General features: G+C 60.8%; 16 protein-coding genes. 5 read left to right on the top strand and 11 right to left on the bottom strand.

Going from position 1 to position 16516, the window contains the following annotated elements; genetic code table 11:
* Window positions 1-25 precede the first annotated feature (25 nt).
* Complete coding sequence (locus tag ACA075_RS08640) at window positions 26-1219, bottom strand: MFS transporter (RefSeq protein WP_497298105.1); 1194 nt, start codon at window positions 1217-1219, stop codon at window positions 26-28.
* 91 nt (window positions 1220-1310) lie between these two features.
* Between ACA075_RS08640 and ACA075_RS08635 the strand changes: the two genes are divergently transcribed.
* Together ACA075_RS08635 and ACA075_RS08630 are read left to right on the top strand one after the other, a co-directional pair.
* The gene (locus tag ACA075_RS08635; protein WP_497298104.1) at window positions 1311-1850 is read left to right on the top strand and encodes a TetR/AcrR family transcriptional regulator; all 540 of its coding nucleotides are present in this window, start codon (window positions 1311-1313) and stop codon (window positions 1848-1850) included.
* A 181-nt stretch (window positions 1851-2031) separates the two neighbouring features.
* Window positions 2032-5502: a hybrid sensor histidine kinase/response regulator gene (locus ACA075_RS08630; protein WP_497298103.1), complete on the top strand. Its 3471-nt coding sequence runs from the start codon at window positions 2032-2034 to the stop codon at window positions 5500-5502.
* 178 nt (window positions 5503-5680) lie between these two features.
* Here the strand turns inward: ACA075_RS08630 and ACA075_RS08625 are convergent, their stop codons facing one another.
* The gene (locus ACA075_RS08625) at window positions 5681-7045 is read right to left on the bottom strand and encodes a DNA recombination protein RmuC (protein WP_497299214.1); all 1365 of its coding nucleotides are present in this window, start codon (window positions 7043-7045) and stop codon (window positions 5681-5683) included.
* A gap of 175 nt (window positions 7046-7220) precedes the next feature.
* Complete coding sequence (locus ACA075_RS08620; RefSeq protein ID WP_497298102.1) at window positions 7221-7544, bottom strand: sel1 repeat family protein; 324 nt, start codon at window positions 7542-7544, stop codon at window positions 7221-7223.
* Window positions 7545-8484: 940 nt separating this feature from the next.
* Between ACA075_RS08620 and ACA075_RS08615 the strand changes: the two genes are divergently transcribed.
* From ACA075_RS08615 to ACA075_RS08605, 3 genes are all read left to right on the top strand, one after another.
* Window positions 8485-8709, top strand: a complete 225-nt coding sequence (locus ACA075_RS08615; RefSeq protein WP_008031832.1) for a hypothetical protein — start codon at window positions 8485-8487, stop codon at window positions 8707-8709.
* 277 nt (window positions 8710-8986) lie between these two features.
* Window positions 8987-9469: a hypothetical protein gene (locus tag ACA075_RS08610; protein ID WP_140670565.1), complete on the top strand. Its 483-nt coding sequence runs from the start codon at window positions 8987-8989 to the stop codon at window positions 9467-9469.
* Between the two features lie 146 nt (window positions 9470-9615).
* Complete coding sequence (locus tag ACA075_RS08605; protein WP_497298101.1) at window positions 9616-10887, top strand: OmpP1/FadL family transporter; 1272 nt, start codon at window positions 9616-9618, stop codon at window positions 10885-10887.
* A gap of 89 nt (window positions 10888-10976) precedes the next feature.
* Here ACA075_RS08605 and ACA075_RS08600 read toward each other — a convergent pair whose 3' ends face one another.
* The 8 genes from ACA075_RS08600 to cobU all read right to left on the bottom strand — a co-directional run bounded on the left by ACA075_RS08600 (window position 10977) and on the right by cobU (window position 16435).
* The gene (locus ACA075_RS08600) at window positions 10977-11528 is read right to left on the bottom strand and encodes a glutathione peroxidase (protein ID WP_497298100.1); all 552 of its coding nucleotides are present in this window, start codon (window positions 11526-11528) and stop codon (window positions 10977-10979) included.
* A 55-nt stretch (window positions 11529-11583) separates the two neighbouring features.
* The gene (locus tag ACA075_RS08595) at window positions 11584-11706 is read right to left on the bottom strand and encodes a hypothetical protein (RefSeq protein WP_497298099.1); all 123 of its coding nucleotides are present in this window, start codon (window positions 11704-11706) and stop codon (window positions 11584-11586) included.
* Window positions 11703-12911: an MFS transporter gene (locus ACA075_RS08590; protein ID WP_497298098.1), complete on the bottom strand. Its 1209-nt coding sequence runs from the start codon at window positions 12909-12911 to the stop codon at window positions 11703-11705. The genes ACA075_RS08595 and ACA075_RS08590 overlap by 4 nt, the downstream gene beginning before the upstream one ends.
* A gap of 52 nt (window positions 12912-12963) precedes the next feature.
* Entirely contained in the window at window positions 12964-13368 is a 405-nt protein-coding gene (locus ACA075_RS08585) for a MarR family winged helix-turn-helix transcriptional regulator (RefSeq protein WP_497298097.1), read from the bottom strand.
* Window positions 13369-13555: 187 nt separating this feature from the next.
* Entirely contained in the window at window positions 13556-14287 is a 732-nt protein-coding gene (locus ACA075_RS08580; protein WP_497298096.1) for an adenosylcobinamide-GDP ribazoletransferase, read from the bottom strand.
* A gap of 2 nt (window positions 14288-14289) precedes the next feature.
* Complete coding sequence (cobC, locus tag ACA075_RS08575; RefSeq protein ID WP_219095602.1) at window positions 14290-14865, bottom strand: alpha-ribazole phosphatase family protein; 576 nt, start codon at window positions 14863-14865, stop codon at window positions 14290-14292.
* On the bottom strand, window positions 14862-15917 hold the full coding sequence (gene cobT / locus ACA075_RS08570) for a nicotinate-nucleotide--dimethylbenzimidazole phosphoribosyltransferase (protein ID WP_497298095.1): 1056 nt from the start codon (window positions 15915-15917) through the stop codon (window positions 14862-14864). The genes cobC and cobT overlap by 4 nt, the downstream gene beginning before the upstream one ends.
* Window positions 15914-16435 (bottom strand): bifunctional adenosylcobinamide kinase/adenosylcobinamide-phosphate guanylyltransferase, encoded by a 522-nt coding sequence (cobU, locus tag ACA075_RS08565; RefSeq protein WP_497298094.1) that lies wholly within the window; start codon window positions 16433-16435, stop codon window positions 15914-15916. Before cobU ends, cobT begins: the two co-directional genes overlap by 4 nt.
* Window positions 16436-16516 lie beyond the last annotated feature (81 nt).

The following is a 16516-nucleotide window of genomic DNA, read 5'->3' as shown; positions in this document are numbered from 1 at the left end:
GAAGTGGCGGTGCCAAGGCTAGCGATCATCGAACATCGGCGCCACAGACTTTGACAGGCTGTCGACGCATCAACGCGAGCAGAGCGCCGAGCGAAAGGACAATCAGCACCGCGCCATAACCATCGGTCGTGGCCACCAGACCAAAGGCCCGTGTCAGATACCCCGCCAGCAACGACGGCAGACAGAAGGCCAGATAGCTGAGCACATAAAACGCCGACATCAATCCGGCCCGTTCGTGAGGCAAGGCCAGCGGGACGACGCTGCGCAACGAGCCGAGGAAACTGGCGCCGAACCCGCATCCGGCGACCAGCGTCCCGATGAAAAACAACGGCAGGCTGGCGCTGTGAACCGCCAGTAAAATCAGCGCCACACCGACGGGCAGAATGCTCGCGCCGACCCGCAAGACTTTGTCGGCCGGGCGACTGCGCAAGGTGTAGATCATCAGCGCACCGGTGACAGTCAGCACGGCGACTGTCGCACCGCCAATCAGATTGGAAGTCGACCCGGTGGCCGTCCGCACTAGGGATGGAGCAAGGGACGCGTAAAAACCACCGAGCGCCCAGGCGGCGGTGTTGATCGGCAGCACCAGCCACAACGCACGCCGTGCCTGGATGGGCACATGCAGGGTCGGGCGCAGCGACGCCAACGCGCCAGGTTGCGCACTGACGCTTTCCGGCAGACGCCAGACGTACAGCGCCTGCCACCCGAACAGCGCGAGCAGCACCCAAAAGGTCAATTGCAGCGGCAGCGGCGCAAACTCGGCCAACAAGCCGCAACCCATGGCGCCCGCCGCCATGCCGAGCAGCGGCGCGACGCTATTGACCAGCGGACCTTGCTGGCGATCGGTGTCGAGCAGCGCGGCGCCCAACGCAGCCGTGGCCATCCCGGTAGCAAAACCCTGAAGCACCCGGGCACTGATCAACCAGGCGACGCTGTCTGCATTGATAAACAGCAGCATGGCCAACATGTTCAGCACCACAGCGGTGAAAATCACCGGTTTGCGTCCCAGGTAATCCGAGAGCGAACCGACGGTGAGCAGCGCGGCGAGCAAGCTGATGGCGTACACACCGAAGATCAGGGTCAGGGTCGCTGCCGAAAACTGCAGGTGTTCCTGATACAAGTGGTACAGGGGTGTCGGCGCAGTGGAAGCGGCGAGAAAACTCAGTAAAGTGATCGCCAGGAACCACAGGCTGGAACGGTTTGATATCGAGCTGGACATGCGCACACTCCGCAAAAGCTAATTTATTGCTTTTGCGGAGTGTGCTACTGGCCCGCGCTTAAAGCAAATTCTTTGTGTTAAGGTCCGCCGTATGGCTATTAAAGAAGGTTTACGCCCGGGCGGTCGAAGCGCCCGGGTGCAAGAGTCGATTCATTCGGCTGTCCGCGATCTGCTTGAAGAGCAGGACCGCTCGACCGTGACCGTCCCGCAAATCGCTGCGCGCGCGGGGGTGACGCCGTCGACCATTTATCGACGCTGGGGCGATTTATCGGTGTTGCTGGCAGACGTCGCGCTGGCGCGCATGCAACCCGACAGCGAGCCGGCCAATACAGGCAGCCTGCGCGGTGACGTGCGAGCCTGGGCCGAGCAATACCTGGACGAGATGAGTTCCGAGCCTGGCCGCAACATGCTTCGCGACGTGCAATGCAGCACCACACCGGTCTACTGCACGACGATCATTGGTGGGCAGTTGCAGACGATTCTGGACCGTTACCCCGATCAGCCGAAGCCGAGTGTTGATCGATTGATCAACCTGGTGGCGGCACCGACGGTGTTTCGCATCCTGTTTTCGGCGACGCCATTGGAGCTTGAGGAGCTGCATCAGTTGATCGAGATTGCGTTGAATCAGTGAGGCCGCCTTCGCGACCCGCCTTGCCCGCGAAGAGGCCAGCACTAACGCCAAAAATCCAGCAGACAAACACCCTGCGACACCCCACCACGCCACGACCTTGGTCGACACTGACTAACCCCGGCCATCGTGCGAGACTGTCTGACCGGGCGGGAGTCCCGGGTGTCTTTTGCCGGGAGTTCCCATGTCGCTGTCCAGCGGGCTGATCGCCGCCGTCGCCCTGGCCTATATGGCCATCATGTTCGCCATTGCCTTTTACGGCGACCGTCGCAGCACACCGTTGCCGCCGCGAGTGCGCGCGTGGGTATACAGCCTGTCGCTGGCGGTCTATTGCACAAGCTGGACCTTCTTTGGCGCCGTCGGCCAGGCCGCCGAGCAACTCTGGTCATTCCTGCCGATCTACCTCGGGCCGATCCTGCTGCTGGTCTGCGCGCCGTGGGTCCTGCAAAAAATGGTGATGATCAGCAAACAGGAGAACATCACCTCCATCGCCGATTTCATCGCCGCCCGCTATGGCAAATCCCAATCGCTGGCGGTGGTAGTGGCGCTGATTTGCCTGGTGGGCGTGTTGCCCTACATCGCGCTGCAACTCAAGGGCATCGTGCTCGGGGTAAACCTGCTGATCGGCGCCGGTGCCGACGCCATGGGCACCCGCGCCCAGGACACGGCTCTGATCGTGTCGCTGGTATTGGCGCTGTTCACCATTGTCTTCGGTACCCGCAACCTCGACGCCACGGAACACCACCGTGGCATGGTGCTGGCGATTGCCTTTGAATCGCTGGTCAAGCTGTTCGCGTTTCTCGCGGTCGGGGCGTTCGTCACTTACGGCCTGTACGACGGATTCGACGACCTGTTTGACCAGGCCATGCTCGCCCCGCGTCTGGAGGAATACTGGAAGGAAACCATCAACTGGCCGTCGATGGTGGTGCAGACCGGCGTGGCCATGATGGCGATCATCTGCCTGCCCCGGCAGTTCCACGTGACGGTGGTGGAAAACATCGACCCTCAGGACTTGCGCCTGGCGAAATGGGTATTCCCTGCCTACCTGGCGCTGGCAGCGCTGTTCGTCGTACCCATCGCCCTCGCCGGTCAAATGCTGCTACCCAGTTCGGTACTGCCGGACTCTTTCGTCATCAGCCTGCCACTGGCCCAAGCCCACCCGGCCCTGGCACTGCTGGCCTTTATCGGTGGCGCCTCGGCGGCGACCGGCATGGTGATCGTCGCCAGCGTTGCGCTGTCGACCATGGTCTCCAACGACATGTTGCTGCCGTGGCTGCTGCGCCGGAACAATGCCGAGCGACCGTTCGAAGTGTTCCGCCAGTGGATGCTGTCGGTGCGCCGGGTCAGCATCGTGGTGATTCTGTTGCTGGCTTACGTCAGTTACCGCCTGCTCGGCTCGACCGCGAGCCTGGCAACCATCGGCCAGATCGCCTTCGCCGCCGTGACCCAACTGGCCCCGGCCATGCTCGGCGCGCTGTACTGGAAACAGGCCAACCGCCGGGGTGTATTTGCCGGTCTCGCCGCCGGGACATTCCTCTGGTTCTACACCCTCATTCTGCCGATCGCGGCCCACAGCCTCGGTTTGTCCTTGAGCAGTTTCCCGGGGCTGGCCTGGCTGCACAGCAACCCGCTGAACCTGCCGCTCACCCCGCTGACCCAAGGCGTGGTACTGTCGCTGGCGGCTAACTTCACGCTGTTCGCCTGGGTGTCGGTGCTGTCACGCACGAGGGTGTCGGAGCACTGGCAGGCGGGTCGTTTCATCGGTCAGGAAATCAGCGCGCGCCCCAGCGCCCGCTCGATGCTCGCGGTGCAGATCGACGACTTGCTGAAACTGGCCGCACGCTTCGTCGGTGAAGAACGGGCGCGGCAGAGCTTCATCCGTTTTGCCTACCGCCAAGGCAAAGGCTTCAACCCGAACCAGAACGCCGACGGTGAGTGGATCGCCCATACCGAACGTTTGCTGGCCGGCGTACTCGGTGCGTCTTCGACGCGCGCGGTGGTCAAGGCCGCCATCGAAGGTCGGGAAATGCAACTGGAGGATGTCGTGCGGATCGCCGACGAAGCCTCGGAAGTGCTGCAGTTCAACCGCGCCCTGCTGCAAGGCGCTATCGAAAACATCACCCAAGGCATCAGCGTGGTCGACCAGTCGCTGAAACTGGTGGCCTGGAACCGGCGTTATCTGGAACTGTTCAATTACCCGGACGGGCTCATCAGGCTTGGCCGACCGATTGCCGACATCATTCGCTACAACGCCGAGCGCGGACTGTGCGGCCCCGGTGAAGCCGAAGTGCACGTCGCCCGCCGCCTGCACTGGATGCGTCAGGGCCGCGCCCACACCTCTGAAAGACTGTTCCCCAACGGGCGTGTCATCGAACTGATCGGCAACCCGATGCCCGGCGGCGGTTTCGTCATGAGTTTCACCGACATCACCGCGTTCCGCGAGGCCGAGCAGGCGCTGACCGAAGCCAACGAAGGCCTGGAACAGCGGGTCACCGCGCGGACCCATGAACTGTCCCAACTCAACGTGGCCTTGACCGAAGCCAAGGGCACCGCCGAATCGGCCAACCAGTCGAAAACCCGCTTTCTGGCGGCGGTCAGCCATGACTTGATGCAGCCGCTGAATGCCGCACGCCTGTTCTCCGCCGCCCTCTCCCATCAAGACGATGGCCTGTCCAGCGAGGCGCAGAAACTGGTGCATCACCTCGACAGCTCGTTGCGCTCGGCCGAGGACCTGATCAGCGATCTGCTGGACATTTCCCGCCTGGAGAACGGCAAGATCAACCCGGACCCCAAGCCCTTCGTGCTCAACGAGTTGTTCGATGCGCTCGGTGCCGAGTTCAAGGCACTGGCTCAGGAACAAGGGCTGAAATTCCGTGTTCGGGGCAGCACGCTGCGGATCGACAGCGACATCAAATTACTGCGGCGGATCCTGCAGAATTTCCTGACCAATGCGTTCCGCTACGCCCAAGGACCCGTGCTGCTCGGCGTCCGGCGGCACAAGGGCGAGTTGTGCCTGGAGGTGTGGGACCGAGGACCGGGAATCCCTGAAGACAAGCAGAAAGTGATTTTCGAAGAATTCAAACGCCTCGACAGCCATCAGACGCGCGCCGAGAAAGGCCTGGGACTGGGGCTGGCGATTGCCGATGGTCTATGTCGCGTGCTGGGACACACCTTGCGCGTTAGGTCCTGGCCGGGGCGCGGCAGTGTGTTCAGTGTCAGCGTGCCGCTGGCGCGGGCTCAAGTCGTCACGCCGACCCAGGTCAGCGAGCTCAATGGCCATGTGCCGAGCGGTGCACAGGTGCTGTGTATCGATAACGAAGACAGCATCCTGATCGGCATGAACAGCCTGCTGACACGCTGGGGTTGCCAGGTCTGGACCGCACGCAACCGCGACGAATGCGCGGCGCTGCTGAAGGACGGTGTACGACCGCAATTGGCGCTGGTGGATTACCACCTGGACCATGGCGAGACCGGGACCGAGTTGATGGCGTGGTTGCGCACCCAACTGGGTGAGCCGGTGCCGGGGGTGGTGATCAGTGCCGATGGCCGGCCGGAGACGGTGGCCCAGGTCCATGCGGCGGGCCTTGAGTACCTCGCCAAACCGGTGAAACCGGCGGCGTTGCGGGCGTTGTTGAGTCGGCATTTGCCGTTGTAGCGCAGGAGGGTTCAACACACATCAATGTGGCGAGGGGGCTTGCCCCCGTTGAGCTGCGCAGCGGCCCCAGAACCCTTAACGCGATTCCTTCAGGTAATAACGCGCGGCCTGATTGACGACTGCTGCGCAGCCGAACGGGGGCAAGCCCCCTCGCCCCAAAGTCCAGGTGGTGCCTGGTTTACTCAGGCAACTCCGCCAAGCCATCGACATCGGTCATCGCCCGCTCCAGCAGATCAGCCGGCAAGCTCTTGCTGGCGCGTGCCCCCAGCAGCTTCAACTGCTCACTGCGACTGACCAGATTGCCGCGTCCTTCTGTCAGCTTGTTGCGCGCAGAGCTGTAGGCCTTGTCCAGTTGCTGCAAGCGATTGCCGACTTCATCCAGATCCTGGATGAACAACACGAACTTGTCGTACAGCCACCCGGCGCGCTCGGCGATTTCCCGGGCGTTCTGGCTCTGTCGCTCTTGCTTCCACAGGCTGTCGATGACCCGCAGGGTCGCCAGCAACGTGGTCGGGCTGACGATGACGATGTTGCGGTCGAAGGCTTCCTGAAACAGCGTCGGCTCAGCCTGCAACGCAGCGGAGAACGCCGCTTCGATCGGCACGAAGAGCAAGACGAAATCCAGGCTGTGCAAGCCGTCGAGTCGCTTGTAATCCTTGCCGGACAGGCCTTTGACGTGATTGCGCAGCGACAGCACGTGCTGCTTGATGGCGATCTGGCCGATGGCATCGTCTTCGGCCGCCACGTATTGCTGATAGGCGGTGAGGCTGACTTTGGAGTCGACCACCACCTGCTTGTCGCCTGGTAGATAAATGATCACATCCGGCTGGAAACGCTCACCGTCCGGCCCCTTGAGGTTGACCTGGGTCTGGTACTCGCGGCCCTTCTCCAGCCCGGCGTGTTCAAGCACGCGCTCAAGAATCAACTCGCCCCAGTTGCCTTGGGTTTTCTGCCCTTTCAACGCACGGGTGAGGTTGGTGGCTTCGTCGCTCAGACGCAGGTTCAGTTGCTGCAGGCGCTCCAGCTCCTTGGCCAGGGAAAACCGTTCGCGGGCTTCGGCCTGATAGCTTTCCTCAACACGCTTTTCGAAAGACTGAATGCGTTCTTTCAAAGGATCGAGCAACTGGCCCAGGCGCTGCTGGCTGGTTTCGGCGAAACGCTGCTCGCGCTCGTCGAAGATCTTGCCCGCCAGTTCGGCGAACTGTGCTCGCAGCTCGTCTCGTGAGCCTTGCAGGTCGTCGAGGCGTTTTTGATGGCTGTCCTGCTGCTCACGCAGTTCGGCGGTGAGCGAGGCCGCACGGGCGTCCAGGCGCCGCAGCTCGGCATCTTTGCCGGCGCGCTCGATGTTCCAGGCGTGAGCCGCATCGCGGGCATCGTCGCGCTCTATCTGTAGCAGTTCGATTTCACGGCGCATGGCGGCCAGCTCTGCCTGCTTGGCGGCGTTGGCCTGGCCCAGATCACCGATTTCATCGCGACAGGCTTCGAGCTGAGCGTTCAAGCCATCCTGCGCCAGTAGCGACATGGCCAGACGCTCTTCCAGCAACGCCACTTCGGCTTGGCCCGTGCTCGCCCGGCGCTGGATTTGCCAGGCCAATACCAGCAAGGGCAGTGCGGCGCCCGCCAGACCCAGCGAAATGCTGGTCAAGTCCATAGCCATAGCGACTCCTGCCGATGAAATAAAGCTTGAAGGGTAACCAAGGCGTCAGGACTTGGACAGCTCAGTCTTCGACCAGGCCCAGTTCCTGTTGAGCGCGCCGGTCCCCTGCTCGCGCGGCCTGACGCAACAGGTTCTGGCCAATGCGGCGATCGCGGGCATTGCCGCATTCACGGCACATCAACTGGCCGAGACGACTTTGCGCGGCCACCACACCTTCGCGGGCAGGCTGTTTGAGCAAGCGTCCGGCGAAATGTTTGATGTTGGTGTTTTCACCCAGGCGCGGGCTATCGAGCAACCACTCCGCCACTCGCATCGAAAAGCGTTTGGGAGGGGTAACACTGGGAGGTGTTGAGGCGGCGGAAACTGATACGGAGCGAAACTTCATAAAGCTCTGTGGGGCAGATCGGAAGGCGCGCCACTCTACTCTTTTTTTCTTACAGGTAAAGCCTAAAAAAACCCGGCACGCCCGTCCTAGAGCAAGCGCTCGGGACAATCCACAGAAGCTGTGGATAACTCAGTGGACAACCGCCCTTGAACTCGCGCAAAGCCCTGTGGAATGGGGCTCGCAGTCAAACTGACGATTTTTTCACCAGTAAAAAAAAGCGATGTTTTTCATTGACTTAAATTTTCAGTACAGGCACCCACTGTGGTCGGGACGCGGATGACAGTCCAGTTACAGTCTGCGCAACTTATGTGCACAAGTACCTTCGCGGCAGTTATATCGATGCTCTTTTTCGGAGCGTTTTGTGGAGGGTTTCTGGGGATAACCTTCGTAAACCCTTGTCCCAGGCTTATGCCCGAGCGACGACCAGTGGTCGGAAATTGTCCTGTTACGGAGCAAGATTGCGCGGTGCTGGAATTATTTTGCCTTCGCGCTTCCCTTCGCAAACTCGATCCGTTACTATCCGCGGCGTTAGTACCAAGCTGAAAGTCAATTCTGGTCGAACAAATCCTCCCGGTCAGCCTTCCCAACGGAAGCCTCTACCGAACAAGCGGGATCGACCACCTCGATGGTTTCCAGGTAAACCTTGCGCCAACACAGCCTTTGAAACGAAAGCAAAGGGTGTTGCGAAGCTCACTTACTCTGACCGAACCAGCCTGCAAATTGATCAGGATCTTCACCCCGGGCCCAGAACCTTTGCCCTTGATGTGTTGCCTGCCCTCCTAAGTACCTACCTGCCAGCCCAAGCGCGCCAATTATCAGCGCTTCAAACTGGCTGCTTTGTTCCAGTCGGGTTCTTCGTTCGACCAATGGTGGTCGTCGTCACTGGAACGTTTAAATTTTGCACGGTTCTTATCCGTGTCGCTTGTAGGAACACCATTTAATGACTACTCAAATCCACACTCAGGATGCAATCCGCACCCTAACCAACGCTTTTGCACCAATGAACTGCCTGATCATGGCTGCTCGCAAAGGCTGCTTCAGCTTCACCCTGGTCAACGAACACGGCATCGCTCGTCACAGCGAACGCCTGTACCCCGATCAATACTCCAGCGCAGAACCGCTGCAGGCCGTGATCGAGCGTACCCGTCAGGCACTGGTTGCCTGATACGCCAGAAAGACTGAAAACCTCAAAAGCCCTGCTCAAAAAGCGGGGCTTTTTATTGCCCGATATTTCTCATTGCGCAGCCTTCCACTAATTACTAACCGATATAACGGTTATAACTCGCAGCCAGAAATATTTTAAAAACAGGCCTTTACAGCGCGAATATGACACTACACTTCAACTCAAGCGGCTTGATCCGCTTCCGGCGAGCCTGAGTCGATTCACCTGCTGCCAACGCTCCCTTCAGGTTTCGCCGCCCATTTCATGTTTCGAGGGCTTTATGGGTATCGCTGCCAGCGAACTGTGCCGTTATGTGATCCGTCCGACATTGATTTACCTCGGGCGCCATAGCGCAACCGCCGAATCCCTGCTGCTGGGCATCGCCGCCAGCCAGTCAGCCCTTGGTTCCGCCCTGCATGACCGCCGTGGACACGGCCTGTACCGAATTGCCGAACCGCGCCACCAGGCGCTCTGGGATCATTACCTGGCATTGGACCCGGAGCGCGCGAGCCTCGTGCGCGGCCTCGCCAGTCAGCATGCCTTTCTCAGTGGTCCTCACCTGGAATTGACCGTCAACCTGCGTTACGCCACTGCCATCGCCTGGCTGCTGGTAGAAGAACAGAACACTCCCCTCCCCGCCGCGGATGACTTGTTGGGAATGGCCCGAATCTGGCGCCAGACTTTTCAGCCTCAAGGACGTCTGCGCGATTTCACCTACGCCTGGCAAACCTGTGTTTCACCCCTGAATCAGGTCGCCTGCTGACCCGCCGGTTTCCAAAGATCCTGCAACGGGTCGCGAATCTGGTCGGATTGTCCTACAAAACCGCTCTAACTCAAGCCATACAGCCTATAGCGCTGGGACGAAAATGTTGGTAATTTTCGCCCCGGTGATCACCAGGAGTTCTAATAATGAAAAAAGTAATGCTCAAAACCACCATTAGCCTCGCCGTTGCCATGGCATCCACCCAGATCTTCGCAAGTGGCTTTGCCCTCAACGAACAAAGCATCAGCGGGATGGGGACAGGTTTTGCCGGGCGATCTTCTGCTGCCGACGACGCATCCACCATTGCTGGCAACCCTGCCGGCATGTCTCGCATCAAGCGCGAACAAGTGACCGGCGGTGTTGCATTCATCGACGCGCACACTGACATCAGTGACGCCAGCTCTCGTCCAAATGGCGGTACCAACAAAGGTGACATGGTCCCTTTCATGGGCGTGCCGATGGGCTACTACGTCAAGCCAATCGACGACCACTGGGCATTCGGTATCGGTGTGTACGCTCCGTTCGGCCTGGTGACCGATTACGAGAACGGCTTCGCCGGCCGTTACTTCGGCAGCAAGAGCGAAGTCAAGATCGTCACCCTGCAACCGACTGTCAGCTACGCCTTCAACGACAAGGTCTCCATCGGTTTCGGCCCGACCATCAACCGTATCGACGGCACCCTGGAATCGAACCTGTCGATTACCCAGGCCGCACCGGACGGCAAGGTCAAGATCAAGGGTGATGACACCGCACTGGGCTACAACATCGGCGTCCTGGTGCAAGCCACCGACAGCACTCGCGTCGGCCTGACCTACCACTCGAAAGTGAAGTACAAGCTCGAGGGTGACACCAAGGTCAACTACAACGTGCTCGCCGCTGTGGGCCAGAATCCAAGCCAGAAGTACGACGCCTCGCTGGACCTGACCACGCCTGAATCGGTGGATTTCTCGGTCACTCACCAGTTGGACGACCAGTGGACGCTGTACGCAGGCAGCACCTGGACTCGCTGGAGCCGCCTGAAAGAAATCACCGTCGACAACAAGGGCGTTCCGGCCATCCTGAACGGTCAGTTCGGCACCATCACCGAAGAACAGAACTGGCACGACACCTGGGCTCACGCCATCGGCGCGTCCTACCAGTTGAACAAGCAATGGGTGCTGCGTACCGGCCTGTCCGTCGACCAGGCGCCGACCAACAACGCCGACCGCTCCCCGCGCATTCCGACTGGCGATCGCAAGATTTTCAGCCTGGGCGCTGGCTGGAGCCCGACCGACGACCTGACCATCGACGTGGCGTACTCGTACCTGCGTGAAGAGTCGGTCAAGGTCAGCAACAGCAACAACCGTGGCCAGAACTACAACGCCAAGTATGAAAACTATGCGAACGGCTTCGGTGTTGGTGCAACCTACCGCTTCTGATGATTCACGGCGTGCCTGAAACGCTCGCCACCTGAATCAAAAAAGCCCCGCTCTCTTGCACAGAGGCGGGGCTTTTTCATGGGCGTCAATCAGGGTTGCGAGGCCAGGGCTTTTTCCACCGCGGCGATGAACTCGGGATCGTCGGGCTTGGTCAGGCTGGAGAAATTGGCAATCACCATACCCTTGCGATCGACCACGTATTTATAGAAATTCCACTTCGGCGCGCTGGTCTGTTTGGCGAGGATCTTGAACAGGTGAGTCGCGTCATCGCCACGGACTTTCTGCGGCTCAGTCATGGTGAACGTCACGCCATAGTTCACGTAGCAGACCTTGGCGGTCTCAGCGCCGTCCTTGGACTCCTGCTTGAAGTCATTGGACGGAACGCCGATCACCTCCAGCCCCTGATCCTTGTATCGCTGATTCAGCGCCTCAAGGCTTTTGAACTGTGGGGCAAAGCCACAGAAGCTTGCCGTATTGACCACCACCAGCGGTTTACCCTCAAACCGCTGGCACAGGTCGATGGATTCCTTGGCGCGCAGCTTGGGCAACGAGCCCTGCAACAGCTCCGGGCACTCGGCCGCTTGTGCCAATCCGGTAAACGCCACCAGCAACGCGGGGACTGCAATCCAGCGCATCAGCATGTCGGTGCATCCTTGATTAATGGTCACAAACGAAGTTACTCGCCCTCGCCTGTTCCTAGCAAGCGCCCATACCCAACTGCATCAGCGCCAATCCGCCCTGATGCCAGCCCCAGCAGGCCAGGGCTAGCAGCAAGGCGCCGACAGCGACCACCGCTATTCGCGGCCACAGACGGTTCATATCGCACTCAACCGGGTTTGCAGGCGCGCCACCGGCTGCTCACGCACCGGCCAGTTCAGGGCGGCTGCCAACAGACTCAAGAGAATCGCCACTTGCCAGATCAAGTCATAGCTCCCGGTTCGGTCATACACCACGCCACCCAACCAGCCGCCGAGGAACGAACCGAGCTGATGGAAGAGGAAAACAATCCCCCCGAGCATGGACAGGTTTCGCACACCAAACAAGGTTGCCACTGTGCCGTTGGTCAATGGCACGGTCGACAACCACAGGAAGCCCATGGCCATGCCGAACAGGTACGCAGTGGTCGTAGTGACCGGCGCCCACAGGAACAGCGTAATCACCACCGCCCGCAGCAGGTACAAACCGGTGAGCAAGCGTGGCTTGGACATGCGCCCTCCGAGCCATCCTGCGGTGTACGTGCCGAAAATATTGAACAACCCTATCAGCGCCAGCACCGTAGTGCCCACTGTGGCCGGAAGGTGCTGATCCACCAGATACGCCGGCAAATGCACGCCGATGAACACCACCTGGAAACCGCAGACAAAAAAACCGAACGCCAACAGCCAGAACCCCGAATGAGAGCAGGCTTCACGCAGCGCTTCAGAGAGGGTTTGTTCATGGCCGAGCACTGGCAGCGGCTTGTCCTTGAGCATGCTCACCAGCGGGATAATCAGCGCCACCAGCAGGCCCAGGACCAGCAATGCCGCGGACCAGCCGAGCCAGCCGATCAACCCCAGCGTACCGGGCAACATGGCGAACTGACCGAAAGAACCGGCGGCGCTGGCGATGCCCATGCCCATGCTGCGTTTCTCCGGCGGCACGGCGCGACCGACCACGCCGAGGATCACCGAGAACGACGTGCCCGACAGACCCAAGCCAATCAACAGACCCGCACTCAGGGACAAGGTCACCGCGGAGTCGGACAAGCCCATGAACACTAGGCCCGCTGCGTACAGAACACCACCGACCAGCACCACTTTCGCCGCGCCAAAGCGGTCGGCCAGCGCGCCGGTGAATGGCTGCGCCAGGCCCCAGATCAGGTTCTGCAGGGCGATGGCGAAAGCGAACGTCTCACGCCCCCAACCGAATTCGGCACTCATCGGTGCCAGGAACAGGCCGAAGCCATGTCGCACGCCCAAAGACAATGCCAGGATCAGCGCACTCCCCACCAACACCCAACCGCAAGTACGCCACATCGAGGTCATTCTTATTCTCCGGTAGCGGGTATATACCCGCTTAAGATCGAAAAAACCGGCATCACGCCAGTTCGTCCAGCAGTCGCAACAAGGTTTCGCGTTTTTCGGCGCCCAGACGGTCGACCAACCGCTGCTGCGCCGCTTCCCACGCAGGCAAGGCGGCGGTCAGGCGATCTGCGCCCGCTTCGGTCAACCGGACGATGCGATTACGCATGTCCTCACCCTCGACCAGCGCCACCAGGCCCTCACCTTCCAGCACCCGAAGATTGCGTCCCAGGGTGCTGCGGTCCAGGCCCATGGCTTCGGCCAGGGTGGAAATACTCGGTTCATTCAGACGCTGCAGATTGCACAGCAAAGAATACTGGGCAACGTTGATCCCGAAGCCGTCGAGAGCGCCGTCGTAATGCCTGCTGACGCCACGAGCGGCGCGACGCAGGTTGATGCATAAACATTGAGAGTCGAGCATGGTGCGTGTATATACCCGCGAGTTTGTTAAATCAAGTTACAGATGGGTTCATTCAGGAAATATTGAGGTGTTTGGTCGGCCGCATTCGCGAGCAGGCTCGCTCCCACAGTGGATCTTCAGTGATCACACCAATCAATGTGGGGGCGAGCCAGCTCGCGAAGAGGCCAGCACACCCACCACACAAACATCAGACCAACGCCAATCCCACCAGCACCACCATCTCCAGCAATTCCAGCATCGCCCCGGCCGTATCCCCCGTCGTCCCACCCAATCGCCGCAGCATCACCTGCCGCAACCAGACGAACATCCCCCCCGCCAGCACCAGCGCCCAAACACCGCCGACTCCAGCGATCAACACGCAAACTAACGCACTGACCGCCAACACCTGCTGACCCGCCGAACGCGGCAAATGATCCGCCAGCGCCTGCCCCAACCCGCCGGCACGCACATACGGCGTGGTAAGGAACAATCCCAGCATCGCGCTGCGGCCAATCAGCGGAACGATCATCAGGAAAACGCTGTGCTGCTGCTCGATCAGCGCCAGCAACGCGGCGAATTTGAGCAGCAACACCAACACCAGCGTCACCACCGCGATCGGTCCGCTGCGCGGGTCTTTCATGATGGTCAGCGTGCGCTCGCGGTCACCAAAACCACCGAGCCATGCATCGGCGCTATCAGCCAGACCGTCCAGGTGCAACGCGCCGCTGAGCAATACCCAAGCGGTCAGCAGCAGCGCGGCGTGAAGCAACGAAGGCGTGCCCAGTAGCAGCCAGTTCAGTGCCCATAACAGCGCGCCGAACAGCAGCCCGACCAGCGGATAAAATAGCAGCGATCGACCCAGTTCCGAAGGTGCGGGCATGCCTGGCAGACGAATCGGCAAACTGCTGAGAAATTGCAGGGCGATCCAGAAGGGCAACATGGTCAGATCGCTTCCTTGAGGAGGACGCCTGACTCGACGCTCAATGAAAACAGCGAGCCATGGCCGACCTCGACATTCAACAACTGCTCACGGGGCAAACCTCGTGCCTGAGCCAGCAACAAACGCATGACGCCGCCATGGCTGATCAGCAAGATCCGTTCACCCGCATACGCCGCGTGCAGACGCGCTACCGCCGCCAGCACCCGCGTTGAGAAATCCTCGACCGGCTCACCTTCCGGCGGCGTAAAGGTATACGGATCGGCCCAGAACAGGCCCAACCCCTCGGCGTCAGTCTCCATCAGCGCCGCCGCGCTCTGCCCTTCCCAGGCGCCGAAGTGCAGTTCTTGCAAATCCTTGTCGAGGTGTACGGGCAGCCCCAACTGTTCGCCGAGTTCATCCGCAAACCGCGCGCAACGTTGCAGCGGCGAACTGATCAGCCGATCCCACGGCCCTTGCTCGACCACCGCCGCGCGCATCTGCTCCCAGCCCTTGTCGGTCAGCGCATCGTCGAGGCTGCCGCGCAAACCGCCACCGAGTTCAGTTTCCCCGTGGCGCAGAAGATCCAGTCGCAACGTCATGCCGGGCGATCCGCCACCGCCGCTTCGGCGAAGGTTGCCATCTGCCCGTGAAGAGCGCAGGCCAGACGCAGTAACGGCACGGCCAACGCAGCGCCACTGCCCTCGCCCAGACGCAGCCCCAGATCCAGCAGCGGCTCGGCATTGAGGGTTTCCAGCACATGACGATGACCCGGCTCGGCTCCGCGATGGCCGAACAGCAGCCACTCACGGCAGCCAGGGTTCAAGCGCACCGCCACCAACGCGGCGACGCTGCAGATAAAGCCGTCCACCAGCACCGCAACGCCTTCCTGGGCGCAGGCCAGATACGCACCGACCAGCGCCGCGATCTCAAAACCGCCAAGGTTGAACAGGGTTTGCAACGCATCACCGCGCTGAGCGCCGTGTAATGCCAGAGCGCGTTCGATGACCTGGGCTTTGTGGCTGACCCCCGCCGCGTTCAAACCGGTGCCCGGCCCGGCCAGATGCACCACCGGGCAATCGAGCAAGGCACAAGCCAGGGCGCTGGCCGCCGTGGTGTTGCCGATGCCCATCTCGCCGCCGATAAACAACTGCGCACCATTGGCGACCGCTCGCAGCACGCTGTCGCGACCGGCCTGCAAGGCGAGTTCGCCCTGGGCAGCCGTCATGGCCGGGCCTTCGACGAAATTGGCGGTGCCCGCGCCGATGTTGAGATGACGCACGCCCAGCAGGTTCAACGACGGCGTTACCGTGCCGAGGTCGACCACTTCGAGGGAGGCCCCAAGCTGGCGCGCCAACACGCTGATCGCCGCACCACCGCTGACGAAGTTGTGCAGCATCTGCCCGGTGACTTCCTGAGGAAACGCCGATACGCCTTCTGCAACCACACCATGATCGCCGGCAAAAATGGCAATCCACAGCTGATCGAGACTCGGTTTGACCTGCCCTTGCAGCCCCGCCAATTGCACGGCCACCGATTCCAGTCGGCCGAGGGAACCGGCGGGTTTGGTCAGCTGCTGTTGACGTGCCTGCGCCTGCTCGACGACTTGCCCGTCGATCGGCTTGCACGGGTTCAGCCACCAGGATTGAGTCATAACGCGGTTCCTTTCAAAGTCAGGGGCAGACCGGCGACGGTCAGGACGACACGTTGACAGTGCTCGGCCAGGGCTTGATGCAGCCAACCGGCTTCATCGACATAGCGGCGAGTCAATTCGCCCAGCGGCACGACACCCATTCCGGTTTCGTTGCTGACAAAAATGATTTCACCCGGCAATGACGCCAGGCAGTCCAGCAGGGCTTCGCGTTCTGCGTTCAGACGTTCGGCATCGTCGAGCATCAGCAGATTGGTCATCCACAGGGTCAGGCAATCCACCAGCAGACAACGCTCGGCGCGGGCGCTTTCGCGCAATACGCGGGCGAGTTCGACGGGCTCTTCAATCAACGCCCATTCGGCCGGACGACGGGCGCGGTGATGGGCGACCCGTTCGTTCATTTCACCGTCCAGCGGTTGGCTGGTGGCGATGTAAGTCACTTGGAGTTGACTGTCTAACGCAAGTTTTTCAGCCAGTCGGCTTTTGCCGGAGCGGGCGCCGCCGAGGATCAGTTGCAGCATGGTTCATTCCTTAAAATCATTGGCGAGGCGATTGGCCTCATCGCGGGCAAGCCCGCTACCACAGTGTCTGTCGTGGACACA

It is taken from the genome of Pseudomonas sp. LBUM1663 (assembly GCF_059695905.1).
Note: the sequence above shows the minus strand (reverse complement) of the source record. Positions and strands in the feature narration are given on the sequence as shown.